At 37.7% G+C, this 24,477-nt stretch carries 22 protein-coding genes; 8 read left to right on the top strand and 14 right to left on the bottom strand.

The window, feature by feature from the left end; all coding sequences use genetic code 11:
• The first annotated feature begins 201 nt into the window (after positions 1 to 201).
• Complete coding sequence (locus tag ACVWYG_RS14995; RefSeq protein ID WP_457271124.1) at positions 202 to 2,679, top strand: TonB-dependent receptor domain-containing protein; 2,478 nt, start codon at positions 202 to 204, stop codon at positions 2,677 to 2,679.
• A 38-nt stretch (positions 2,680 to 2,717) separates the two neighbouring features.
• The gene (locus ACVWYG_RS14990; protein WP_457271122.1) at positions 2,718 to 3,260 is read left to right on the top strand and encodes an NUDIX domain-containing protein; all 543 of its coding nucleotides are present in this window, start codon (positions 2,718 to 2,720) and stop codon (positions 3,258 to 3,260) included.
• A gap of 119 nt (positions 3,261 to 3,379) precedes the next feature.
• Here ACVWYG_RS14990 and ACVWYG_RS14985 read toward each other — a convergent pair whose 3' ends face one another.
• Positions 3,380 to 4,522, bottom strand: coding sequence for a M28 family metallopeptidase (locus ACVWYG_RS14985; protein ID WP_457271120.1), 1,143 nt, complete (start codon positions 4,520 to 4,522; stop codon positions 3,380 to 3,382).
• A 269-nt stretch (positions 4,523 to 4,791) separates the two neighbouring features.
• Between ACVWYG_RS14985 and ACVWYG_RS14980 the strand changes: the two genes are divergently transcribed.
• Complete coding sequence (locus tag ACVWYG_RS14980; protein ID WP_457271118.1) at positions 4,792 to 5,394, top strand: YdeI/OmpD-associated family protein; 603 nt, start codon at positions 4,792 to 4,794, stop codon at positions 5,392 to 5,394.
• Positions 5,395 to 5,407: 13 nt separating this feature from the next.
• Here ACVWYG_RS14980 and ACVWYG_RS14975 read toward each other — a convergent pair whose 3' ends face one another.
• From ACVWYG_RS14975 to ACVWYG_RS14950, 6 genes are all read right to left on the bottom strand, one after another.
• Positions 5,408 to 6,019 (bottom strand): hypothetical protein, encoded by a 612-nt coding sequence (locus tag ACVWYG_RS14975; RefSeq protein ID WP_457271116.1) that lies wholly within the window; start codon positions 6,017 to 6,019, stop codon positions 5,408 to 5,410.
• A gap of 139 nt (positions 6,020 to 6,158) precedes the next feature.
• Complete coding sequence (locus ACVWYG_RS14970) at positions 6,159 to 6,596, bottom strand: hypothetical protein (RefSeq protein WP_457271114.1); 438 nt, start codon at positions 6,594 to 6,596, stop codon at positions 6,159 to 6,161.
• Complete coding sequence (locus tag ACVWYG_RS14965; RefSeq protein WP_457271112.1) at positions 6,583 to 6,972, bottom strand: phage holin family protein; 390 nt, start codon at positions 6,970 to 6,972, stop codon at positions 6,583 to 6,585. Before ACVWYG_RS14965 ends, ACVWYG_RS14970 begins: the two co-directional genes overlap by 14 nt.
• 31 nt (positions 6,973 to 7,003) lie before the next feature.
• Positions 7,004 to 7,270, bottom strand: coding sequence for a YtxH domain-containing protein (locus ACVWYG_RS14960; RefSeq protein WP_457271111.1), 267 nt, complete (start codon positions 7,268 to 7,270; stop codon positions 7,004 to 7,006).
• A gap of 180 nt (positions 7,271 to 7,450) precedes the next feature.
• Complete coding sequence (locus tag ACVWYG_RS14955) at positions 7,451 to 8,230, bottom strand: enoyl-CoA hydratase/isomerase family protein (protein ID WP_457271109.1); 780 nt, start codon at positions 8,228 to 8,230, stop codon at positions 7,451 to 7,453.
• Positions 8,231 to 8,233: 3 nt separating this feature from the next.
• On the bottom strand, positions 8,234 to 8,653 hold the full coding sequence (locus ACVWYG_RS14950; protein ID WP_457271107.1) for a cobalamin B12-binding domain-containing protein: 420 nt from the start codon (positions 8,651 to 8,653) through the stop codon (positions 8,234 to 8,236).
• A 119-nt stretch (positions 8,654 to 8,772) separates the two neighbouring features.
• Between ACVWYG_RS14950 and ACVWYG_RS14945 the strand changes: the two genes are divergently transcribed.
• Together ACVWYG_RS14945 and ACVWYG_RS14940 are read left to right on the top strand one after the other, a co-directional pair.
• Positions 8,773 to 10,428 (top strand): glutamine--tRNA ligase/YqeY domain fusion protein, encoded by a 1,656-nt coding sequence (locus ACVWYG_RS14945; protein ID WP_457271217.1) that lies wholly within the window; start codon positions 8,773 to 8,775, stop codon positions 10,426 to 10,428.
• A 135-nt stretch (positions 10,429 to 10,563) separates the two neighbouring features.
• Entirely contained in the window at positions 10,564 to 13,173 is a 2,610-nt protein-coding gene (locus ACVWYG_RS14940) for a glycoside hydrolase family 2 protein (RefSeq protein ID WP_457271105.1), read from the top strand.
• Positions 13,174 to 13,287: 114 nt separating this feature from the next.
• Here ACVWYG_RS14940 and ACVWYG_RS14935 read toward each other — a convergent pair whose 3' ends face one another.
• The 4 genes from ACVWYG_RS14935 to ACVWYG_RS14920 form a co-directional block, all read right to left on the bottom strand.
• Positions 13,288 to 13,782: an N-acetyltransferase family protein gene (locus tag ACVWYG_RS14935; protein ID WP_457271103.1), complete on the bottom strand. Its 495-nt coding sequence runs from the start codon at positions 13,780 to 13,782 to the stop codon at positions 13,288 to 13,290.
• Positions 13,779 to 14,339: a thiamine pyrophosphokinase gene (locus tag ACVWYG_RS14930; RefSeq protein ID WP_457271102.1), complete on the bottom strand. Its 561-nt coding sequence runs from the start codon at positions 14,337 to 14,339 to the stop codon at positions 13,779 to 13,781. Before ACVWYG_RS14930 ends, ACVWYG_RS14935 begins: the two co-directional genes overlap by 4 nt.
• 74 nt (positions 14,340 to 14,413) lie before the next feature.
• Entirely contained in the window at positions 14,414 to 15,049 is a 636-nt protein-coding gene (locus ACVWYG_RS14925; protein WP_457271100.1) for a thiamine phosphate synthase, read from the bottom strand.
• Between the two features lie 32 nt (positions 15,050 to 15,081).
• Positions 15,082 to 17,514 (bottom strand): TonB-dependent receptor, encoded by a 2,433-nt coding sequence (locus tag ACVWYG_RS14920; RefSeq protein ID WP_457271098.1) that lies wholly within the window; start codon positions 17,512 to 17,514, stop codon positions 15,082 to 15,084.
• Between the two features lie 333 nt (positions 17,515 to 17,847).
• Between ACVWYG_RS14920 and ACVWYG_RS14915 the strand changes: the two genes are divergently transcribed.
• The gene (locus ACVWYG_RS14915) at positions 17,848 to 18,771 is read left to right on the top strand and encodes a metallophosphoesterase family protein (RefSeq protein WP_457271097.1); all 924 of its coding nucleotides are present in this window, start codon (positions 17,848 to 17,850) and stop codon (positions 18,769 to 18,771) included.
• Position 18,772: 1 nt separating this feature from the next.
• Here the strand turns inward: ACVWYG_RS14915 and ACVWYG_RS14910 are convergent, their stop codons facing one another.
• A complete protein-coding gene (locus ACVWYG_RS14910; RefSeq protein WP_457271096.1) occupies positions 18,773 to 19,306 on the bottom strand; it encodes an AAA family ATPase in 534 nt (177 codons plus the stop codon).
• Positions 19,290 to 19,889: a nicotinamide riboside transporter PnuC gene (gene pnuC / locus ACVWYG_RS14905; protein WP_457271094.1), complete on the bottom strand. Its 600-nt coding sequence runs from the start codon at positions 19,887 to 19,889 to the stop codon at positions 19,290 to 19,292. The genes ACVWYG_RS14910 and pnuC overlap by 17 nt, the downstream gene beginning before the upstream one ends.
• Before the next feature lie 685 nt (positions 19,890 to 20,574).
• On the opposite strand from pnuC, the gene ACVWYG_RS14900 reads away from it, so the two are divergent.
• The gene (locus tag ACVWYG_RS14900) at positions 20,575 to 20,892 is read left to right on the top strand and encodes a carboxypeptidase regulatory-like domain-containing protein (RefSeq protein ID WP_457271092.1); all 318 of its coding nucleotides are present in this window, start codon (positions 20,575 to 20,577) and stop codon (positions 20,890 to 20,892) included.
• A 200-nt stretch (positions 20,893 to 21,092) separates the two neighbouring features.
• The gene (gene carB, locus ACVWYG_RS14895) at positions 21,093 to 23,957 is read left to right on the top strand and encodes a carbamoyl-phosphate synthase large subunit (protein WP_457271090.1); all 2,865 of its coding nucleotides are present in this window, start codon (positions 21,093 to 21,095) and stop codon (positions 23,955 to 23,957) included.
• A gap of 319 nt (positions 23,958 to 24,276) precedes the next feature.
• Here the strand turns inward: carB and ACVWYG_RS14890 are convergent.
• Positions 24,277 to 24,477 (bottom strand): hypothetical protein (locus ACVWYG_RS14890; protein WP_457271088.1); only part of this gene is annotated, 201 nt, incomplete at its 5' end.

Here is a 24,477-nt window from a genome sequence, read left to right as displayed (position 1 = left end):
ATTTAATCATTTTCCTGCTCAGCTAAAATAATCGAAAGGTAAAGCTATTTCTGATTTTAGAGAGGGAAAATCATATTTCATCTATCTAAAATATTACTTCTAAATGCTGTAATAAAATAGTTACCACAGTTGTTCCTAAACTTTGTTGCCGTTTCTTTGTCAATCCTATAAAAGATAAAAAAACTAAATAACTTTACTTCATTGAAAACTAACTTACTTACCATCACGCTCTTATTGTTTGCGCTATGTTCATCTGCTCAGAAAAGCAATCTAGGAAAAATTACCGGGGTTTTAAAAGACGCCAAAACGCAAGAAACCATCCCTTTTGCTACCGCCGTATTGCTTAATCCAACTACTCAAGCGAAAGTAAAAATCGTACAAACTGATGTAAATGGTGCTTTTACCATCACCAATATCCCGCTTGGGAAATATACATTTAAAATTAGCTATGTTGGTTATCAAACTATGGTGAGAAGTAATGTTGAGTTTACTTCTACCATACAAACCTTAAGCTTTGGAAACATACAAATGACTAGCGGAAAAGGGAATGTGCTCAGCGAAGTACAGGTAAATGGAAAAAAAGCCGCTATTCAGCTTGGCATTGATAAAAAGATTTTTGCGGTTGATCAAAGTTTGGTAAGTGAAGGAGGCTCGGCATCAGATGTGTTGCAAAATGTTCCTTCTATTCAAACTGATATAGATGGAAATGTAAGCTTGCGAGGCTCTACTGGCGTTAAGGTTTTGATAGACGGTAAACAATCGCTTATTGCTGGTGGAGACATTACTCAAATTCTGCAGTCTATTCCGGCAAGTTCTATAGAAAGTGTTGAGGTGATTACAAATCCAAGCTCTAAATATGATGCAGAAGGACAATCTGGGATTATAAATATCGTACTGAAAAAGAATACCAAACTAGGTTTTAATGGATCAGTTGCACTAACTGCTGGCAATAAAGACAATTACAACGCAGGCACCAATTTGAGTTTTCAAAACAGCAAAGTAAACCTGTATGCAAATTACAGCTATCGCTATGGAAATCGGTATTTCGGTGGATTTCAAAACATCGATTATTTCAAATCCGTGCAGGGAATCAGCTTTGCAGATCAACTTACCAATTCTAGATCTACAGATAAAGGAAATAACGTAAAAGCAGGTATAGATTATTACATTACGGATAAAAGCGTTGTTAGTTTTTCTGGCGGCTTTAACAGCCGAGACAACAATAGGAACGAATTGATAGATATAAGTCAATTAGACAGTATTTTACAACCCGTTAAATTTAGCAACAGAAACAACCGAACCGATGGCACTGGAAACAGCTACGATTTAAATTTAGATTATAGTCAGAAATTTAATAAACCAAAAGAAGAGTTGACCTTTAATTTCGGTTATAGTAACGGTATAAACGATAACAATCAATCTTACGACACACAAATTACCAATCTAAATGGCACGGCTACCGATTTAGAAGCGGCGTTACAGAACATCTATAATTTAGGAAATAACAGCAACTATAATATCCAGGCAGATTATACGGTGCCGATTGGCAAAAATGGCAAAATAGAGGCAGGTTATCGCAGCCAAATCAAGTTGGCAGACAATACGCAAATGGCAGATTCCTTATTGACGGGAAGCTCAGTGAATATTAGCAATAACCTACTAAATAATTTCTTCAAAAGTAAAGATCAGGTTCACGCAGTGTACTTAAACTATCAAAATCAAATCAATAATTTTGGTTATCAACTAGGTTTACGTGGAGAAGATGCCCAGTTGGATACTTATTTACAAGGCTTTAGCAACAATTTAGCCTATTCTACGCCTGGCAAAATTAAATATAACCGACTTTATCCAAGTGTATTTTTAACAGAAAAACTTAAAGGCGACCAACAAATACAATTAAGTTATACGCGTCGGGTAAACAGACCACGCGCTTGGGATACAAACCCGTTTCTTGATGTTTCTGATCCCTTAAACTATCGACAAGGAAATCCGAATCTTTTGCCAGAAGATGTACATTCGTTTGAGTTAGGCTATAGTAAATATTGGCAAAATCTTACTTTCACCTCGAGTATTTATTTGAGAAAAACAAACGATGTTGTAGAACGCGTGCGAAGCGAACCTGATGCAAACGGAATTATCATAACCACGCCTCAAAATCTAAGTAGCGAAGTGAATACCGGTTTGGAGCTTATTGGGCAATATACCGCATCTAAAAAGTTAAATTTTACAGGAAATGTAAACCTTTATCAAAGTGATTTAAAAGGTGCGCCCGCGTTTGGTATTGCGCCAAACAGCGGCTTTAGTTACAATGGCAATTTAACTGCAAATCTAAGCTATGTTAAAAACTTAACTATTCAACTTAGAGGGGAATATCGTGGTGCTGAGGTACAGCCTCAAGGAAAACGAAATGCAATCTATAACATAGATGCAGGGGCTAAATATGATTTACTAAATGGTAGAGCATCTTTGAGTTTTAATGTGAGAGACGTTTTTAACACTAGAAAATACAGTTTTACTAATATTGGACAGTATTCTAGTACCGCATTCGAGCGTCAGATGAACGGTACTATGGGCAATTTAACTTTCTCTTACCGATTTGGAAAGAGTACTTTTAAAATGAATAAACAAAAGAAAGCCGACCAACAACAAGAAGGTAGGCCAGATGAAACTTCATTTTAAAGCCAACCATAGAGTTGATCAAAATCTTATCTTTGGTGATGGAACAAAAAAATCCTTGGCAAACGTTAAGCAGCGAAAACAAATATGATAACAACTGGATTAGCCTAACGGAGCACCAAGTTATTAATCCCTCTGGCGGAAGCGGAATTTACGGCGTTGTACATTTTAAAAACATTGCCATTGGGATATTGCCTATAGATCATCACCAAAACACTTGGTTAGTTGGACAGTTTCGCTATGCAACAAATACTTACAGTTGGGAAATTCCAGAGGGTGGTGGCCCTTTTAGTGAAAGACCTTTAGAGAGTGCTAAGCGAGAACTGCTAGAAGAGACAGGTTTAAGTGCTTCAAATTATCAAGAAATTTTGCGTATGCATCTGTCTAACTCTGTAAGTGATGAACTTTGCATTGTTTATTTGGCAACAAATTTAATTGAGGGAATTAATATGCCTGAAGAAACGGAACAGTTGCAGATAAAAAAATTACCTTTCTCTGAGGCCTATAAGATGGTTTTAGATGGAGATATAACGGATTCTGTAAGTGTTGCTTCCATTTTAAAAGCCAAAATTATTTTAGGTTAATTTTCCAAAAAACTACTTCGCTTTTTGAACACAACTTGCGCCAAGGACTTTAAAAAGTTCAGTGATTAACTGCGCTTAAGGAGAAATCTTCGCCTCGGTCTTTCAGCTTTAATCTTACCTCAGCCTTCTAGCTTTTCAAAAAAGTCTATAATCAACTTAAATAAATTTTTACATGCAGTTAATGGCAAATCCTTCGGTACATCATAAATGTCGTGATAAGCTGTAGGACCGCCTTGGGTATATATGAAAAATGCAGGAACACCCATTTGGCTGAAGAAATAATGATCGCTGTTTGCAGCCTTTCCTCTCGAATGAATACCAGCTATCAACTGTCTTGAGTTGTTTATCTTATTCAATAATTGGAATGCTTTTGGATATTCGGTCGCATTTACAACTGTCAATCCTTCAGAACCTGTGCCGACTAAGTCTAGATTGATGAGAAACTTAATGTTCGCCAATGCAAATGGAGGATGTTCGATAAAGAATCCGGAGCCAATCAACCCTGCTTCCTCTCCTGCGAAGCAAACAAACACCACTGTATAAGACTGCGGATTTTTTATATAATACTTTGCTAAACTAAGCAAAGTAGCAACACCAGCTGCATTGTCATTAGCGCCTGGAAAATAAGTATCCGCACCCATTCCCCCTAGATGATCGTAATGTGCGGTGACCATTAAGATAGAATCTGGACTACTTTTACCTCGCACAAACCCGCAAATATTAGAGGCTCGAAACGCAGAATCGAATTTATTTTCAATAGATACTTCTACCCTCTTTGGTACTTGCTTTACTGTATTTGCATTAAGCTCTATAGTTGTAATGCTGTCCAAACTTGTGGCAACAGACCAGGTAAGTTTATTTTTAAAAGTTAACATTAAACTACCTGAAGTAAAAGTTACACTGTCTATTTTTTTAAGCTTTGTACTTTCTTTCATTCCCGGACTTCCATTTCCAACAATAAAATCTTGACCAGGAATTAAATGTTTACCATCCAAAATTACGTCCATTTTGCCTGGGAAAGTATTAACCGGGTATTCAAAACGCTGATGGAAATCTTTCTCTAAAGGAGCTAAACCAATTTCTTTAAACTGATCGGCCAAATAATCTCCAGCCAATTTCATTCCGTTTTTGGTATAACCCCTTCCCCAATATTTCGATGAAGTTAGGGTATCAATCACATTTTTTATATAGTTGATGTCTTGCGCTTTTGCTGAAAAAGCTGTCAGAATTGTAAATAAGAAAATAAATACTCTCTTTATCAATTTTCGATTTATTAGAAACTTCCTGAGAAATTTGCGTGGAATTAAAGGTAATACTTTGAAATCAAAAAACTAAACACAAGCCATTGCGCGATAGAAATTGGGTGCTTAAACCAACAGAAAATTGTATTTTGATGGCTGAGCCAGCTGAGTTAATTTTATCGTGCTGCTTTCTTTTAAAAACATTTTCTTCATGACCCCGTAAATTTTTATAAGGCGCTCAAATGCGAGCTTTCAAAATTTAGCGTTATATTAGATTAAATGCAGGTGAGATGAATCCAAAAGTTAATTTTTACTTCGACAAGTCTAAAAAATGGCGTCTAGAACTGGGCCGATTAAGAACCATGATTTTAGGTTGTGGGTTGGAAGAGGAATTGAAATGGGGCGTCCCGTGTTATACGGTTGCTAGTAATTCGAAATCAAATAAGCCTGGCAATGTTGTATTGATTCATACTTTTAAAGCGTACTGCGCAGTCTTGTTTTTTAAGGGAGCGTTGATGAAAGATGAGGCAGGGATCTTAATTCAGCAGACAAAGAATGTACAGGCCGCAAGGCAGATTCGTTTCACCAACGTCAATCAAATCAAAACATTGGAAGCGGACATAAAAGCTTATGTTTTTGAAGCCATTGAAATTGAGAAAGCCGGTTTAAAAATAGTATTAAATAAAAGCGTAGATCTAAACTTAACCGAAGAACTACAACAAGAATTTCAGCACGATTCTAATTTTGAAAAAGCTTTTTCAGCCTTGACACCGGGCCGGCAACGCGCGTACAATCTTCATTTTTCTGGTGCTAAACAAGCTGCAACTCGATTGGCTAGAATAGAAAAAGCCAGAGAGAAAATCTTTTTGGGTAAAGGACCAACAGATAGATGAGAGGCGGATTTTTTTAATTCTGAAACTCAATTTTTTCAACTAAATAAGCCGAATCGAATTTTGCAGAGTCATGTTTTGCGGTAGCTTTAACGGCTCTCCATTTTAGTTGTTGGTTATTAGGCCAATTGCTTCTAATTTCTTGCGCATGTTGCCAAATTTCTTCTAATTGTTTTCTCACCTCCTCATCTTTATACGTGAGTTGTATTTTGTCAGATAGGTAGAAGAAGTTATCGTCACTTTTGTTAAGCTGAATTACGGGGCCGCCGGGAACATAAGATACAATTAACGGAATTGTGAAGCTTTCGTTTCCGGCATATCTCTCTTTACTAATAACATTTATGAACTCAAAATAATATGCTGGGCCATCTTGCAAATCTTTTGGTGCTACAACAAATTTAGCCTTTACTTTGTATGTAAAGCCTGGTCTTCTCTCAGTAAAAGAATAAAGTGATGCTTCTGCAGCATTTCTAGCCGGCAATATTAATAATTCATCTTGGTCTGAACCATATTTATCACCAACTAATAATTCAACCACTTGACCGTCTTTCAAATTTAGTGGACCGAATTTTTCTTTCGAGCATGAACACAAGCATATGGCGAAACACAGTAAGAGTACATTTTTCATATCTAATTATTTTTTACGCTTTTAATCAATACGAATGAAGTCTGCTAAACGCTACAGCAAAAACATTTATATTTAGAAAAGTAGTTAGTGACCTATTAACACAAAAACCCCGATTCAAATGAGTTGAATCGGGGTTTTCTTAGTAAGTTTCACTATCAGGCGGTATTCCATAATCTATGCGCTTTTTCTCTAACTTGTCGGGAATCTTTTCGGCAACCCAATGCTTTGCAGAATTAAATAACATAGTAAGTTTTTTCGCATTCAGCGACTGTCCAATTTTTTTAGAAGCCAAGCCAACAATTGCTTTAGTAATAAATCCTGATCCTCTAAACAAAGTCTTTCTCATAACCATAGGAAGCAAAAAAGACATCGCATTTCCAATCAGGTTAAATTGCTTGTTTACATCCAACATATTGTCCTTCGAAGTTAACTTCTTAAACAAAGCTGAAGGAGTAAATTGCATCAGGTAATTCTTACCATTCTGCTTTATCTGATCTTCCAACAGCAGGTAATCAATCCTAAGCTCTATGCGCTTATTCTGCAGTTCCTCAAGGTTATTGATGTTATACTTTCTCATTTTCCTCCTCTTCCTGTAGCTTACTAAAATAACGTTTAATTGCAAAATTTGTAATGGCTTTTTCCAAAAATGTATCCTTTGTAAGGAATACAGCAATGGCCAAAAGCACATAAATTATAGCAACACATCCAAAACCACCAGTGTAACTTCCCAAAACAGTCGATAAATAAAGCGCCAGAGTTACACTACCGAAAAGAAAAGCTAAAATAAAACTGATGGCGACAGTTAAATTTGTCACCAAATCGGCAACAATCTTCGCTGCCTTTTCTACCGCGTACAACCTAAGATACTCGAGGCGAACAGTTACATAACCCTTCGCATCGGCAACTAGGTCCTCAATAGATTTTTCTTTGCCTTCTTTTTTAGTTTCTTGCATTTTCTAAATTTGTTTTTGCGTAAAGTAATGTCTAAGCGTGTTCGGCCTCATCATTGTATTCTTCTTCTACACCCCTAAGTTTGGTTTTAATAGAACCCACTACCTTTTCTTTAAACTGATTCAATGCATCAATTTCCTCTGCAGCTTTATCCTTGATAGTATCTGACAGGTCTTTCAATGACTGGCTTAATTTGTCGCGCGTTTCATCGCCCCGCTCTGGCGCAAATAGAAGTCCCAAGGCAGCTCCGGCTGCCAAACCCGCCAATAAAGCAACTACGGTTTTTGAATTATCATTCATGATTTTTTAATTTAAGGTTTAACAATGTTTAATACTATACAAAAGTCAAATGACGGTCTTGATTGATTAAATAACCATTTTTAGCACTTATTGTTTGCTAAAAAATACCCGATTTATTTCGAAATCACCTAAGACTACATCACTTTTATAAACCAAAATTAGGCCAAAAGCTTAGAAAAGTTATTTTTTTGTAAATTTTGGCTTGCGCTTTTCAAGGAAAGCAGATACGCCTTCCTTAAAATCCGCTGTGTTAAAGCAACCGGCAAAACCCTCAATTTCGGCTTCGAAATTCAAAGAAAGATTCGCGCCAGCTTGTACAGATTTTAACGCTGCGGCCACTGCTAAAGGCGCGCGCTGCGTAATTGCTCCAAATAATTCCTCTGCTTTATTGATAAGTTCTTCCTGCGAAACCACATAATTTAAAAGACCTATCCTTTCCCCCTCGGCGGCACTGATTATGTTGGCCGTTGTGATCATTTCTATCGCTTTTCCCTTCCCAACCAGTTGCGTTAAACGCTGAGTGCCACCGTAACCTGGAATTAACCCAAGGGTAACTTCTGGCAAACCGAGTTTTGCATTTTCTGATGCAATTCTTATGTGGCAAGCCATTGCAAGTTCCAGTCCTCCGCCAAGGGCAAAACCATTAATCGCAGCAATGTAAACCTTACTGGCATTTTCTATTGCATTAAAAACCTCATTTTGGCCATTTATGGCCAGCTGCTTTCCTCCCTCTAAATCGAAATTTGCAAATTCTTTAATATCTGCACCTGCAACAAATGCTTTTTCCCCTGCACCGGTGACTATAACACCCAGAATTTCGTCATTCTCTTCTACGTGTTTTACCACAAGAGCCAATTCTTCAAGCGTAAGCTGATTTAGCGCATTTAGCGCTTTTTCTCTATTAATGACTATGTGTAAAATGTGGTCTTTTAAGGTAATTAGTAAATTCTGATATTCCATGACTTAAAAATTTCTATGTTCGGTAACCCAATCTTTAATATAACTTGCGATGCTAGCCATTGTTGTGCCTGGAGGAAAAAGCTCGCCTACACCCATTTCTTTTAATTTTATCCGATCCAATTCAGGAATAATCCCGCCACCAGTAACGAGCACGTCATCCATTTTTTTTTCTTTCATACATTGAATAATTTTTGGAAAAACGGTCATATGTGCGCCCGACAGAATTGAAATTCCAATGGCATCAACATCTTCTTGTAAAGCAGTGTTCACAACCATTTCCGCCGTTTGCCTTAGCCCAGTATAAATCACTTCCATTCCGGCATCTCTAAGTGAGGTAGCAATAACTTTTGCACCTCTATCGTGTCCATCCAAGCCAACTTTTGCCACAAGCACTCTAATGGGACGGTTTAATATTTTGCTCATCAATAAGTTTAAGTTATTGTAATGTATCGAATTTAGCAATTTTATTTAATCGTTTGGTCAATAGCTCCTAAATACGAGCAATGTTTTTAACTTTGCTATTTAATTTTTGTGAGTTAGGTATGAATGAGGAAAAATCTCTAAACTTTATTGAAGAAATAATTGAGGGCGATTTACACAGTGGAAAGTCGAAACAACTGGTAACCAGATTTCCTCCAGAACCCAACGGCTACTTGCACATTGGACACGCAAAAGCCATTTGTCTAAATTTTGGCCTCACCCAAAAATATGGTGGCTACACCAATCTGAGGTTTGATGATACCAATCCAATTACCGAAAAAACGGAATATGTAGACAGTCAACAAGAGGACATTAAGTGGTTAGGTTTTACTTGGAAAAACGAATTGTATACGTCAGATTATTTTGAAGAACTGTATCAATTTGCAATAGATTTAATTAATAAGGGCCTGGCTTATGTTGACGATAGTTCAGCTGACGAAATTGCTAGTTTAAAGGGAACTCCTACCGAGTTGGGGAAAGATAGTCCTTTCAGAAATCGATCGATCGAGGAAAATTTAGCGCTTTTTCTTCGTATGAAAAATGGTGAATTTCCAGATGGTGCTTCCATTTTACGAGCCAAAATAGACATGGCAAGTACAAACATGTTGATGCGCGATCCGATTATTTATCGCATAAAGCATGCAGCGCATCATCGCACAGGAAACAATTGGTGTATTTATCCAATGTATGACTTTGCGCACGGACAGAGTGATAGTATTGAACACATTACACATTCTATTTGCACACTAGAATATGTTTCCCATCGCGAATTGTACGATTGGTTTATAGAAAAATTAGAGATATTTCCATCTAAACAATATGAGTTTGCCAGACTAAATTTAACAAGCACAGTGATGAGCAAACGCAAGCTGCTGCAATTGGTTAATGAGAATTTGGTGAGTGGATGGAACGATCCTCGGATGCCAACCATTAGCGGTTTGCGAAGGCGCGGATATACGCCAAAAAGCATTCGCGAATTTTGCGATCGCATTGGAATTGCCAAAAGAGAAAATTTAATAGAACTTAGTTTGCTTGAGTTTTGTATAAGAGAAGATCTAAATAAAACTGCTCACCGCGTAATGGCCGTTCTGGATCCCATAAAGATGTTTATTACAAATTATGAGGATGGTAAAACCGAAAGTTTAATCGGCGAAAACAATCCAGAAGCAGAAGATGGTGGAGGCACGCGCGAAATTCCTTTTAGCAATCAACTCTGGATTGAGCGCGAAGATTTTATGGAAGAACCGGCCAAAAAATGGTTTAGGCTGGCTCCCGGAGCGTCGGTACGCTTAAAGTCAGCCTATATAGTAAGGTGCGATGATTTTAAAAAAGATGCCGTAGGTAACGTAACTGAAATCTATTGTACCTATTTTCCAGATTCTAAAAGTGGCAGCGATACAAGTGGAATAAATGTAAAAGGGACCATTCATTGGGTAAGCGCAGCACATGCCATAACTGCCGAGGTTAGGCTTTACGATCGCTTATTTACTTCTGAAACACCCGACGACGAAGAAGGGGATTTTAAAGATTACCTAAATCTAAATAGTTTAACCGTATTGCCTAATGTATATATGGAACCAGCTTTGGCAGAAGCTCAAATGGATAGCCGCTATCAGTTTATAAGAAAAGGCTATTTCTGTTTGGACACAACCTCTACCCCAGAAAAATTGATCTTTAATAGAACAGTTTCGCTGAAAGACACGTATAAGAAAAAGTAGACCTTATAGTTAGATTTGAGCAGAAAATAAAGAACAAAGATCACACGTAGCAAAATCTCGAAACGATACTATTTTGCTGACAGCTCTATCGAGACACATTTTTTTTAAATTCGACGCCTTAAATACAATCACATAATGAAAAATTTTCTTTTACTTCTTCTCACTATTATTTCTGTACAACAAATCCAGGCTCAAGAAAGCTATGAATTAAACACTGGCTGGCTTTGCAAAAACATTAAAGAAGTGAAAGAAGGCGGCATTCAACTTTCTAACCCGAATTTGGTGACTACCGATTGGATGAGTGCAACCGTTCCTGGAACGGTACTAACTACCTTATTAAACAATAAGAAAGTTCCAGATCCATTTTATGGGATGAATAATGAGAAGATTCCAGATGTTTACAACACCGGCAACGATGTCTATACCTACTGGTTTGTAAAAGATTTTAAAGAAAAAGCCAGTGGTAACGAACAAGTTTGGTTAAATTTTAGAGGGATAAATTATAAGGCAGAAATATTTCTAAATGGGAAAAAATTAACTGATGCACCAATAGAAGGCATGTTTTTGCGATCGGAATTTAATGTAACCAAATTGCTCGGAAAAGATGGTAAAAATAGATTGGCCGTAATTGTTTATCCGCCAGATTTTCCTGGAAATCCAAACGGTGGACAAGGTGGAGACGGCACAATTGCAAAAAATTTGACTACACAATATACTGCCGGATGGGATTGGATTCAGCCAATGAGAGACCGCAACACAGGCATTTGGGATAAAGTTACCATTGAAAAAACGCAAGGAATAAACCTAAAAAACCCACATGTTATTACGTTAGTTCCTGGCAAACGTTTGCCAAACGAAAAGCAAGCGCCCATAACGCTACAGGTTTCAGTAGAGGCAGAAAATCCAACCGATAAGTCAATTACAGGAACGCTGAAATATGAAATCGGTGGCGTTACGCTAACTCAAACCACTACGATAGCAGCGCACAGCACTAAAGAAGTTAAATTTACAGACTTTATTTTCTCTAATCCAAAACTTTGGTGGCCAAATGGTTATGGTCCTCAAAACTTGTACGATATGAGTATTAACTTTGTTTCGGATAAAAAAATACAAGACGTCGAAAAACTAAAAATTGGGATTAGGCAAATAGACAATGTGTGGAATCCCCAGACCAAAAGTATGGAAGCGATGGTTAACGGGCAAAAAATTTTTATCAAAGGAGGAAATTGGATCATTTCTGATGCCATGCTGAGGTTGAGCGATGCGCGTTACGATGCAGAGATGCGTTACCACAAAGACATGAACCTAAATTTGATTAGAATTTGGGGCGGCGCGTTGCTAGAACGACCAGAGTTTTACAATGCCTGCGATAAATATGGCTCACTTGTTTTTCAGGACTTTTGGTTTAGCGGTGACTGTAATGGACGGTGGGTAGATCCTATGAAAAAAGACGATCAATGGACACGTCGTAAATATCCAGATAACCACCAATTGGTCTTATCCGCGATGGAAGATCAAATTAAGATGATTAGAAACCATGCCTCACTTGCGTTTTGGTGCGGAGGAAATGAAATTACGCCACCAGATGATATTTTGAATCCGTTAAAAAACGATATTCTACCACGACTCGACGGCACACGTATTTTGTTCGATTTTTCTAATAGCGATAAAATGTCTTATAGCAGCATCGGCGGTAATGGAGATGGACCATACGGCATTCAAGATCCCAAGAGTTTTTGGGGAACGAAAACCTATCCCTACAACTCTGAAGTTGGTTCGGTTGGCGTTGGTGACTATGTGTCCTTAAAACGTTTTATGGATGACAAAAATTTAATTCCACCCGAGGGTAAAAGGCTAGACTCTGTCTGGGAATACCATAAATACATCGCTTACGATAACCATATAGATGCTTATGGAAAGCCAAAAGATGCCAAGGATTTTGCCATGAAAGCTCAAATGGTTAACTATGATCAATATCGAGCCTTGATGGAAGGTTTTTCTAACGAGATGTGGAACTGGTACACAGGTTCTATTATTTGGAAAACCCAAAACCCTTGGACAGCCTTACGCGGTCAGATGTACGATTATTACCTCGATCCAAACGCCTGTTTATACGGACTTAGAAAAGGTGCGGAGCCACTACATGTAATGATGAATCCTTTAGACAGCATGGTTACCGTGGTAAACAACGGCTTTAAAACGGAGAATAGCTTAATGGTGCAAGCAAAAGCTTACGATATGGAGGGTAAAAGTTATTTCAATTCGCAGGTATTTAACTCGTTTGAACCCTCCTCGGTAAGACGGCTATTTTCTATGAGCGAATTTCTAAAAAAGCTCGATAAAAAGGAAGGCGTGTTTGTATCTCTAAAGATTTTGAAAGACAAAGATAGTGTGCTTAGTGAGAATATTTATTGGTTATCTGACAAGAATGGCAATTATGAAGGTTTACAGAAAATGAAACCTTCCGCACTAAAAACGGAGGCCCGAATAATTGCAGATGGCAAAGTTGCCATTACGATGACCAATGCTAAAGAGAATCCGATTGCTTTTTTTAATCGGGTTGCTTTGATCAATTCGATTACTGGTAAGCGAATTTTGCCTACGTTTTTTAATGACAATTATGTAAGCGTTTTACCGGGAGAAAGTAAGACGATTACGGCAGAGTATACCGGGAAACCTGAAAATATTGCTGTAGAAATTTATGGCTGGAATGTAGCGGAGGAGAAAATTGAGGTTACCAAATAGATTGTCTCTGGCACAGCGATAGAAGCTCTAAAAAAATCGTCAAGATTGGTGGGTCTACTATTTTTTTTAGTTGGTCTTTAATCTTCGCGACTGTTTTTTGCGCTCAAAAATGACTTAAATTTCTTTTGCCATCACAAAATCGTCCATAAAAAAGCCGGCGCCTATATCAACTTTTACGTCTTCAATAATTGCAAAGCCTAATTTCTTATAGAAAAGCTTTGCTTTATTTCCCTTATTTACGTTTAGTATGATGGATCTGCCTTGTTCAGCAGAAATCATTCTAATTATTTCATCAATAAGTTTTTTCCCCAAACCGAAACCCTGAATTTCCGGTAACACATACAATTTGTGCAACTTGTAGGTATGTGTGTTTGGAGTTATTAAGGAAAATCCGGCGAAGCCGACTGCCTGACCATTTTGTTCTGCAATCAAAAAAATATGGCCGTCTTCCATTTGATTGGAAAGCTCAATTTCGCTATACATTTTATCAAGCATGTAATCGATTTGCGCTTGACCTATAATTTCTAAATACGCACTTGGCCAAGTCTTTTTGGCAAGGTCGGAGATTAAAAGGATATCTTGCTGCGTCGCTTTTCTAATGTCAATCATAGTTCTTCACCAATAAAAATGGTCAAACCCGAAAATCCAAATTTCACAAACCCATCATCTACCACCTCGTATTCGCTGTTTTGCAGTCTTCTCAAATTAGTGGGTTCTAAATGGTTGCTGCCAAACACTTTAAATATCGTTCCAGCAGGTTTCCAAACCGAGAAACCAGGACTGATCACATAATATTTATGAGTGCTGGTAAATACAACAACATTTATTTTGTCATACCAACCATAAAACCGACCAGATTCAAAGACATCAGTTATTACGTTTACGTTCGGGTATTGTTCTCGCTGAAGATAAGAGAGTGCTGTGGATAAGGAATCTGCAGAAGAATTGATGAGTTTTGTATGTTCTTGCACCTCTTCTTTCTTTCCATTTACCAATACGTCAACTTTTATATTCCAAGAAGAAATTTTATCGTATGATTTAAAATTCACCAATAACGTCGGGCTCCATTCTAACAACTGACCTAGTAATTCCTCGTCAAAGTCACCTATCTCATCTATGTATAAAGCTGGTTCTTGTTTTTCTCGTACAATGTGGTGTGAAGACATGTTGTAAAGTTAGGAAATAAAAAATTCCTACTATACCTTAGTCTCGTAGGAATTTACAGGTAAAGCGGCAAGCTTTACGATTTTATTGCACTAAAAAATTCCTCATAACGTTCTGCAAAATTATCTGCAAAATTTAACGCATGTGAAACCGCGATTCCGTAAATTCCAGTTTCCATCAGCTCCGGAACATCTGTAAGCGTTACGCCACCCACAGCAAAAATAGGAAGGTCGAGATTTAATTCTTTGAACTTTTCGACCGCATTTTTATACCCCGGCAACGCAATAAAGGGGTGATGGGTTGGCTTCGTTTTAGTTTGTGCAAACGGGCCCAGCCCTACGTAATCTACGCCAGTTTTTGCCAATCGAAGTAAGTTTTCCAGCGTATTTGCAAAACCTCCAAGGGTTAAATCATTTCCAAGTTTTTTCCTCAAAGCGATAAAATCTGCATGCACATCTTGAATATAAAACCCTTGGATGTCGGCTTTTCCAGCGAAATGAACGTGATCTGTGACAATCAACGTGCTCCCCCAATCATCGCAGATTTCTGCGATGGCATTAATATCTTCTAGTAACTCATCATCGGCTTTGGTTAAACACCGGTATTGTATCCATTTAGCGCCAGCTTCGCAGGCTATTTGCGCCTGTTCAACATGGCTTCTATGCGCAATATCATGAGTGATAAAATGGAATTTTTCTACGTATTTCGTCATCGCGTTAAAATATCCGATTAATGGTCGATTCTTTAAATTTTAATATTCAAATTTAATAGAAAATTGGTTCCCGCTTGAGGATAGTAGAAATTTTCTGTCACTACGCCATTGTATAAATAGTTGTAGGTGTACCCGTTGCTTGCATATTTTCTATCAAAAATGTTATTTACTAACAGACCCAAATTTAAATTTTTTAATCCGAATGCTTTAAAGTTATAGCCTAAACGCACATTATTTACCCAATATCCATCCAGTTTTCTGGCATTGTTTTGTGTGTTGTCTAAATACTGCTTACTCACATATTTACTCTGAATCGCGACAGCAAAACCTTTTAGAGATTTATAAACCAATTCGCCAAAAAGTACCGCATTTGGCGAGTAAGAAATATCGGGCGAAGCATAGTTATTAATTATTTGCGCGGGATCATTATCCTCTCCAATATACTCGATGAAATTTTCAATTTTATTCCGACTAATCGCAGCATTTGCGTTTAGGGCAAATTGATTACTAATTTGGTAAGAACCATCTAATTCTATTCCTATACGATAACTTTTATCCACATTTTGTCGATAGGCTGAACCTACATCATTAATTTTTCCAGTAAGCACCAATTGGTTTTTATAGAACATGCCATATACATTTGCACCAACATGCAGGTTTTCTGCTTTATATCGATAGCCAATTTCTAGATCATTCAAATGTTCTGATTTCGGAAAAATCTTTAAACCCCCATCTACATAATCATCACGCGTCGGCTCTTTATTGGCTACACTAAACGAACCATATAGATTCTGCTCAGCGTTGATGAAATACGTGGCTCCAACTTTCGGATTAAAGAAGTTTAAATTGTCGTTAATATTCAGACTATTCAATTTATTTTCAGTTCCCCGGATTGTATAATTTATCCTACGGTATTGTAAATCAACAAATAAATTTAGCGCGTCAAGAGGACTATAATTAGCCTTTAAAAAGGTGTTAAAGTCATTTTTATTTCCTTGGTTATCATAATAATGCCTGTCAATGCTTCCGTTGCTTGCATATTCTGCCCAAATTACTTGACCATAATGTGCGCCCGAATATTGATTATAAGCACCGCCTAGCGTAAAATTTACCGCTTTTTTTGGCGCATAATTAAATGCGTAAGTCAACCCGTAAAAATCGTTATCAAGCCATCTTCTGCGAACCAGATTTGTAGTATTTATGGTGTCTTTTCCGACGATAACTGGTTTTAAGCCATAATTGGCTAGCGCGTCGTCGGGGCGAAATTCTTCATAATATCCTGCACCTTTTGTATAATGTAAAGCACCATTAAAAGAAAACTGATTAGAAATTTGTCTTGCATACAACAATTGATAATGGTTTTGAGTGTAATTATCTGTTTGATTGTTATAGGTAAAACTGTTGTATTTAATGCCAGAGTTCAACAGGTTGGCGGCATCTTCCGCATTTAATCCATTTCTGTCAATGTAGGCTTTCATACCCACCACATCATTGTTATACCTTGATTCTGGAATTCCGTTCCACGATTGATAAGTTTTTTCTTGGCCCGAAAAAATATTTATTCGAAGTAAATCTTTATTTCCTTTGTAGGCTCCAGTTACAAAATAAGATTTCAATAAAGAGGCTCCTCGATCTACGAAGCCATCGCTGGTAATTCTAGACAGCCGACCATCAAAACTAAATTTATCATTTATTAATCCCGTACCCAGCTTAACCGTATTTTTCCAAGTGTTAAAACTTCCGTAAGTGTTGTTCACTTCTGCATAAGCATTTTGCTGTCCGGTGTTGGTTTGGATGTTTAAACTCCCACCAAAAGCTCCCGCGCCATTAGTAGAAGTGCCAACGCCTCGTTGAATTTGGATATTGTCTACAGAGGAAGCGAAATCGGGCATATTTACATAAAAAGTTCCCTGGCTTTCGCTATCATTTATCGGTATACCGTTTACTGTTACGTTCGTTCTGCTGTTATCGCTTCCGCGGATGCGAATACCGGTATAACCCACTCCTGCGCCTGCATCAGAAGTGACTACCACTCCTGGAGTATTCTGCAAAATGAATGGCAGATCTTGTCCAAAGTTATTCTCCTCAATTTCTTTCTTGCTGATGTTTTTATAAGTAGTTGCCGATTTATCATTTGCTCGTGTTGCGCTAACGATTACATCTTCCGCAAGAAAAACGCTTTCCTTTAAACTGAAGTTTTGAATGATATTCGAATTTATATTGATCGTTTTTGAGATGGTCTCATAACCTACGAAGCTTACTCTAAGTATTTTAGGACCACTTTCTACGCTTTCGAAGCGGTAATTTCCTTCAGCATTTGTAGCGGTGGAAAAGTTTCCAAGTTTTACAGTAGCGCCGGTGATGGGTTTGTTTCTGTCTGTAATTTTTCCGTTTACCACAAACTGTGCGCATGCGAAGCAAGGCAGCAACGCGACCAATAAAGCCGCCAAATTAAACTTTTTCAATGTGTTGATTTTTTAGTAAAACTCCTCGAACATAGGGGTACGCCCGATTCTAGTTAAACTCCATAACTCCAATCCCTACGCCGGCATTATCCGGATCAGGTGCATTTGAGGTTTAGGGTTTAGAGGTTTAGGGTTTAGGGATTTGCATACGCATTACCTTTTACCTTTCACCTTTTACCTTACACCTCAAAATGGGTATGTTCTCAGCCTGTTTTTGTGTTTTACAAACAAGGCACCCCTAATGATGGGGCAAATGTATAAAATATTGCGAGATAAAATAAAAGAAATATTTTTGTGTGATATTGCGGTTAACTATTAAAGCTATTTATAGATATGGAAAGACGAAATTTTTTAAAATCGAGTGCAGCCTCAATTGCTTTAAGTGCGCTACCTACTATTGTAAATGCAGATCCAATAGAAGATGTTAAACTTTCTTTTGCTTTACTAACCGATGTACATTTAGAACAAACAGATGTTGCCATCGCTGGATTTACTCGAGCGCTGAGAGCAATTAACAACCAGAAAATAAAACCGAGTTTTATCATTAACGGCGGAGACTCTATTTTCGATAGTTTAGAGCGCCCGGAAAAAGAAATCAATGCACAATGGGAAATTTGGCATAAAATTAACCTAGAACAAAACAAACTACCAATATTTCATTGCATTGGAAACCACGATGTGTATGGCTGGATGAATCCAGATCCTGCAATTAAAAACTCCCCTGATTATGGAAAAGCCCGTGTATTAAAGGAGCTTAAAATGAGCAGGAGCTATTACAAATTTAAAAAGGAAGATTGGAATTTTATTGTACTCGATAGCGTCCACAAACATCCAAAAGGGTACGAAGCGAGATTAGATGAAGAACAGTTTAATTGGTTGAAAACTCAGCTGCAAGATATCCCGAGACAAGAGCCAATCGTAATTATCTCGCACATTCCTTTATTTTCTGCTGTTTACAATTATGTTTTTGAGGGAAAGATGGATGAATTATTCGCCGATTTAACAAATAGAATTTTAGTTCATAGAGATGGTTGGGAAATTAAAGAGTTAATCAAAAATTATCCAAATGTTAAACTTTGCCTTTCCGGCCATTTACATCTGCAAGAAGAAATAAATTATCTCCATACAAGTTATGTAAATTGTGGTGCTGTCTGTGGCAATTGGTGGAAAGGAAAATTACAAGAATTCGAGCCTGCTTATTTTAATTTTCATCTTTTTAAAGATGGCAGTTTTAAATATGAGGTGGTAACTTATTAAACTAATTTTGATCCAAAAAACTATCTAGAGCTGTGATGGCATTTTCTACCCGCTCTTTACCCAGTCCGCCTACAACTCTATAATTTGCATTTAGCGCTTTTAATTCCTTGTGCCAAACTTCCATAAAGTATTCCCGTTGGTTAGGGAAATCTCTCAATGGATCGTCTTGCCAAGGTAAGTCTATATCCATTAGTAAATATAAATCATAAAGCCTTTTTGGAAGCGCCTCTAACACTACTTTTGGAGTTTCTCCTAGTGTTTCATCACTCCAAATTTTTACAGTCACAAAGGTTGTGTCACAAATAATAAAATCTTTCTTTGTAGTGGCGAGCACTGCATCCTCCAATGCCAATTGTCCAAAGAACATATTCTCTTCGTCTTGCAAAGTACAGGGATGAGTTAGCGCTTCACAATAATAGCGGGCATACTCTGGCACCCAGTCTACCTCGTAATGCTTTGCGAGCTGTATTGAAATGGTAGACTTCCCAGTACTCTCTGGACCTACAATGGCAATTTTCTTAATTTGTCTGTTCACGATATGTTTTTTTCCATTCTAAATAACCCATCGCGGCGATGTATGTGTATATGGCATACATTAGGGATGTCGCATACAAGCCTTTGTAAATATATAATCCGATGTAGATTAAATCTACAAAAACCCACATCAACCAATTTTGTAACACTTTTCTTGCTAAGAAAACCTGTGCAATTAAGCTTATTGTCGTACAAAAACTATCTAAATATGGAGAAGCGGCATCGGTTTTATGATGAAGATAGAATCCTAAGCCCAAAGTGAAAAAAATTACGCAAAGCAAAGAAATCAAGAGTTCTTTAGGTTTGATGGAGCTTATTGTTCTAGGCTGAACGGTATGTTTTCTTTCCTTACTCCAATAATACCAGCCGTAAATATTCATCGCCAGAAAATAAAACTGTAAACCAGTATCCGCGTAAAGCTTTGCCTCAAAAAATATAAAAATATAGATGGTAACGCTAATAATGGCAAACGGCCAATTCCATATAACGTTTTTTGCCGCTAGATAAACGCACAAAATTCCCGTAAAAACGCCGCACCATTCTAATGCGCTGGTTTTTAGAAAATAACTTGTAATTTGATCCATAAAAGCTTTGCCAAATGTATAAAAAAGATGCAAAAAAAACCGGTCGTAGCGGGGAGCTGCGACCGGAATTTAAACCAAACAAACTATTTATGAAGACCTCTATGCGCGGTTAACTACTCCGCAGAGGTACTTTAGAATGACCTAAAGTACAAACAAAACGCTCGGGAGGTTTACTTATTACACAACAGTAGACAACATTTTCGTTACAATGATTTGGAGTGAGATTAAAGCTACTATAAAAGATAAATCGTCGAAAGAAGGCGAGGTTTAATGCGGTCTTTATACACAAAGAAGCGGTAAGTTTCTCGCATTTCTTGAGTAATCTTCATGCCAAACTCATAAATAACCCATTGCCAGTAGTTAAAATTTAGCTCGCGACGCTTAGAGCTGTGGATTTTATGCTATTATTGAAACAGAGCCAAAGTAGTTTAAAATGTCAGTACAATAAAAAATATGGAACGCAAGATTTATTTTTAAGTAATAAGTTACGTTGAGGACTGCAATGACTTAGTTCTTGGGGACCACGGGCGAAATAAGACATAATATAGAGCCTGCTAAAGCACCTAAATCAAATTTCAACTTTTTTTTAAGACCCAAAAATCTTTCTGCCAATAAACTTGGGATTCAAAACACCAAATTTCAATTCTTGTCGTTATGTCGACAAACTTGAGTATTTTAGAAGCTTATGAAAAACTACAGTAAATTGATTATCGGAATCTTAAGCGTTACCATAGTCTCCTTTGGCTTTTCAAAAATTAAAATGGGTGCAATCAAAGGTCAAGTTACACCTGTTGGCGCTGTTGGTTCTATTTACTTGATACGAGGCATAGATACTTTAACAAAAAATACAACGACACAAGTTTTTAATTTTAACAACTTAAAAGAAGGCGTTTTTTCGATTTTAATTAAAGGAAAAAATGATTACCGAGACAGTCTGATTAAAAATGTTGCAGTAAAAGACAGTTCCACTACCAATGTGGGGCTTATTCGTCTTCAACTTTAGTGATTGATGTCTTTAAAATTTTACAGCTTTAAAAATAGATTAATTTTCTAAAAAAACTTAGAAAATATCTTCAAAAAACTTACCTTTGCATCCCGACAGAACAGTTGGGATTTTTCTTTGAAAAAGCAAAAAACCTTCTTGCTTTCACGGCTTTCAAAAGTCGAATTACTAAAGTTTAATTTTACTGCTAAAACTTCATCATGCCTAAAGACACCTCCATACGCTCGATTTTAATTATTGGTTCAGGACCTATCATCATTGGTCAAGCTTGTGAATTTGATTACGCCGGCTCTCAAGCTGCGCTATCGTTAAAAGAAGAGGGAATCTCAGTCGCCATTATCAACTCAAATCCGGCAACAATAATGACGGATAAAGTGATTGGCGACCATGTTTATTTAAAGCCTTTAACGGTAGATTCTATTGAGGAAATATTAATTGCTCATGCAGCGTCTGCAGATTTGCCAACTATTGATGCTGTGTTGCCAACTATGGGCGGACAAACTGCTTTAAATCTTTGTATAGAAGCAGATGAGCGTGGCATTTGGGAAAAATACAACGTTAGAGTTGTTGGAGTTGATGTTGCGGCGATAGAAAAGACAGAAAACAGAGAAGCTTTCCGCCAGTTGATGGTAGATATAGGTATTGGCGTTGCCGAGTCTAAAATTGCTAACTCCTTTTTAGAAGGAAAAGAGGCGGCGCAAAGCATTGGTTATCCATTAGTTATACGCCCATCTTACACTCTCGGAGGTTATGGAGGCGGTTTTGTACATAAAAAAGAGGAATTTGACGCATTTTTAAAGCGTGGCTTAGAAGCCTCGCCAACCCATGAGGTTTTGGTAGAAAAGGCGGTGTTAGGTTGGAAAGAATATGAGTTAGAATTGCTTAGAGACAGTGCAGATAACGTAATTATTATTTGCTCTATCGAAAACTTCGATCCGATGGGAATCCACACTGGCGACTCAATTACTGTTGCCCCTGCGATGACTTTGAGTGATCGTTGCTACCAAGACATGCGCAACCAGGCCATAAAAATGATGCGTGCCATTGGAACTTTTGCAGGCGGCTGTAACGTTCAGTTTTCGGTTAACCCAGATAACGATGAAATTATCGCGATAGAAATTAACCCAAGGGTTTCTCGCTCATCCGCTTTGGCAAGTAAAGCAACTGGTTATCCAATTGCAAAAATTGCGGCTAAATTGGCCATTGGTTATAATTTAGATGAGATAGAAAATCAAATAACAAAGACTACCTCTGCTTATTTCGAGCCAACGTTAGATTACGTAATTGTAAAGATTCCCCGTTGGAATTTCGACAAATTTAAAGGCGCAAATAAAGAGCTTGGTTTGCAAATGAAGTCGGTAGGAGAGGTAATGGCAATTGGCCGTACTTTTATCGAAGCACTTCAAAAAGCTTGTCAGAGTTTAGAGATTGGCCGTGCAGGTTTGGGTGCCGATGGCAAACAAGAGCGCAACATAAACGAGATTATGGATGGTTTAGAGCATGCCTCTTGGAACCGCTTATTTTTAATAAAAGACGCCATGCGCATGGGCGTTCCACTAGAATCTATCCGTAAAGTAACAAAAATAGATAAGTGGTTTTTAAATCAAATACAAGAATTGGTTGCCCTAGAGGTAGAGGTAAAAAGATATTCACTTCATAATATTCCTTACGATTTCTTCGTCAACTTAAAGCAAAAAGGATTTTCTGATATTCAGATTGCTTGGATGCTTGGCAACGTTACCGAAGACGAGGTTTTTGATAAGAGAACTGAATTGGGAATTAGACGTGTATATAAAATGGTAGATACCTGTGCTGCCGAGTTTCCTGCAAAAACACCTTATTTCTATTCTACATTTGAGGAAAAATCTATCGGCGATACGGTGGAAGATGCAAATGAATCTATTCCTAGCAACAATAAAAAAGTTATCGTTCTTGGCTCGGGGCCTAATAGAATCGGCCAGGGCATTGAATTCGATTACTCTTGCGTACACGGATTGTTGGCTGCAAAAGAATCTGGTATCGAAGCAATTATGATCAATTGCAACCCCGAAACGGTAAGTACCGATTTTAATATGGCAGATAAGTTATATTTCGAGCCGGTATTTTGGGAACATGTAAGAGAGATTATCGAGTTAGAAAAGCCAATGGGTGTAATTGTTCAGCTTGGCGGACAAACGGCTTTAAAGATGGCCGAAAAGTTAAAAGAACACAATATTCCAATTATAGGTACGGCTTTCGATGATATGGATACTGCAGAAGATCGCGGTCGGTTCTCCGATTTGCTGAAAGAATTAGGAATTCCCTATCCAAAATACGGAGTGGCAGAAAACGCCGAGGAAGCTATTTTAGTCGCACATGAGGTGGGTTATCCCGTGTTGGTTAGACCAAGTTATGTGCTTGGCGGACAAGGAATGAGCATCGTAATAAACGATGAGGATTTAGAAAAAGCGGTAGTTAAATTGCTTGGCGATTTGCCGGGAAATCGAGTGTTGATTGATCACTTTTTAGATCGTGCAGAAGAAGCAGAATCAGATTCTATTAGTGATGGCGATGACGTACACATTATTGGTATGATGGAGCATATTGAGCCTGCAGGAATACATTCAGGAGATTCTTTTGCCGTATTACCAACCTTTAGTTTAAGCGAAAAAGTGACCAATGCAATGGAAGAGTATTCTATAAAGATTGCAAAAGCCTTAAACGTAATTGGTCTTTTAAACATTCAATTTGCGATTAAAGACGAAAAGGTTTACGTGATTGAGGCAAATCCTCGGGCATCTAGAACCGTTCCATTTATTGCCAAAGCGTATGATGTGCCTTACATTAACATCGCCGCAAAAGTGATGTTGGGTGTAGCGAAATTGAAAGATTTTACCATTGAGCGTAAGCTAACAGGTTACGCCATTAAAGAACCAGTATTTAGTTACAACAAGTTTCCGGAAGTTACTAAAGAGCTCGGTCCAGAAATGAAATCTACGGGAGAATCCATACGATTTATAAAAGATTTAGAAGATCCATACTTCCGTAAGCTGTACTTAGATAAGTCGATGTATTTGAGTAAGTAGGAATTGAGGTTGAGGTTGATTCTGAAATTTTCAGTCATACAAAATCCAATGGGTTTTTAAATAATTTGGGCGTTACCCTGAAGAGGGTCGCGCTTTACGTTGCAATCTTTTCACGCTCGTACCTCGCAAAAAAGGATTTCCAAGCAATTGCTAACGCGAAATAAATAGTACGCCCAAGCGCTAACGATGGAAATGACATCCTTTAATTGGCACGTTAAAGCCAATTAAAGATACAATGGACAGCGTGTAAAAGCACCCAAATAATCAGAAATAGAATAAGCCGAGTTAGAATAAAAGTCCTATTTGGATATTTTGGGCGTTACCATGAAGAGGGTCGCGCTTTACGTTGCAATCTTTTTAAGCTCGTACCTCGCAAAAGGAGGATTTCCTCTGCAATTGCTAACGCGAAATAAATAGTACGCCCAAGCGCTAACGATGGGAATGGCATCCTCCTATGTTTGAATAATAATAATTTATCATCAAATTTATAGAAATAAGTGAAGAGGCGAGAGAGTGAGTT

Source organism: Pedobacter sp. UYEF25 (assembly GCF_054061655.1).
The sequence above is the reverse complement of the archived record's forward strand: the minus strand, read 5'-3'. Positions and strand labels throughout refer to the sequence as shown.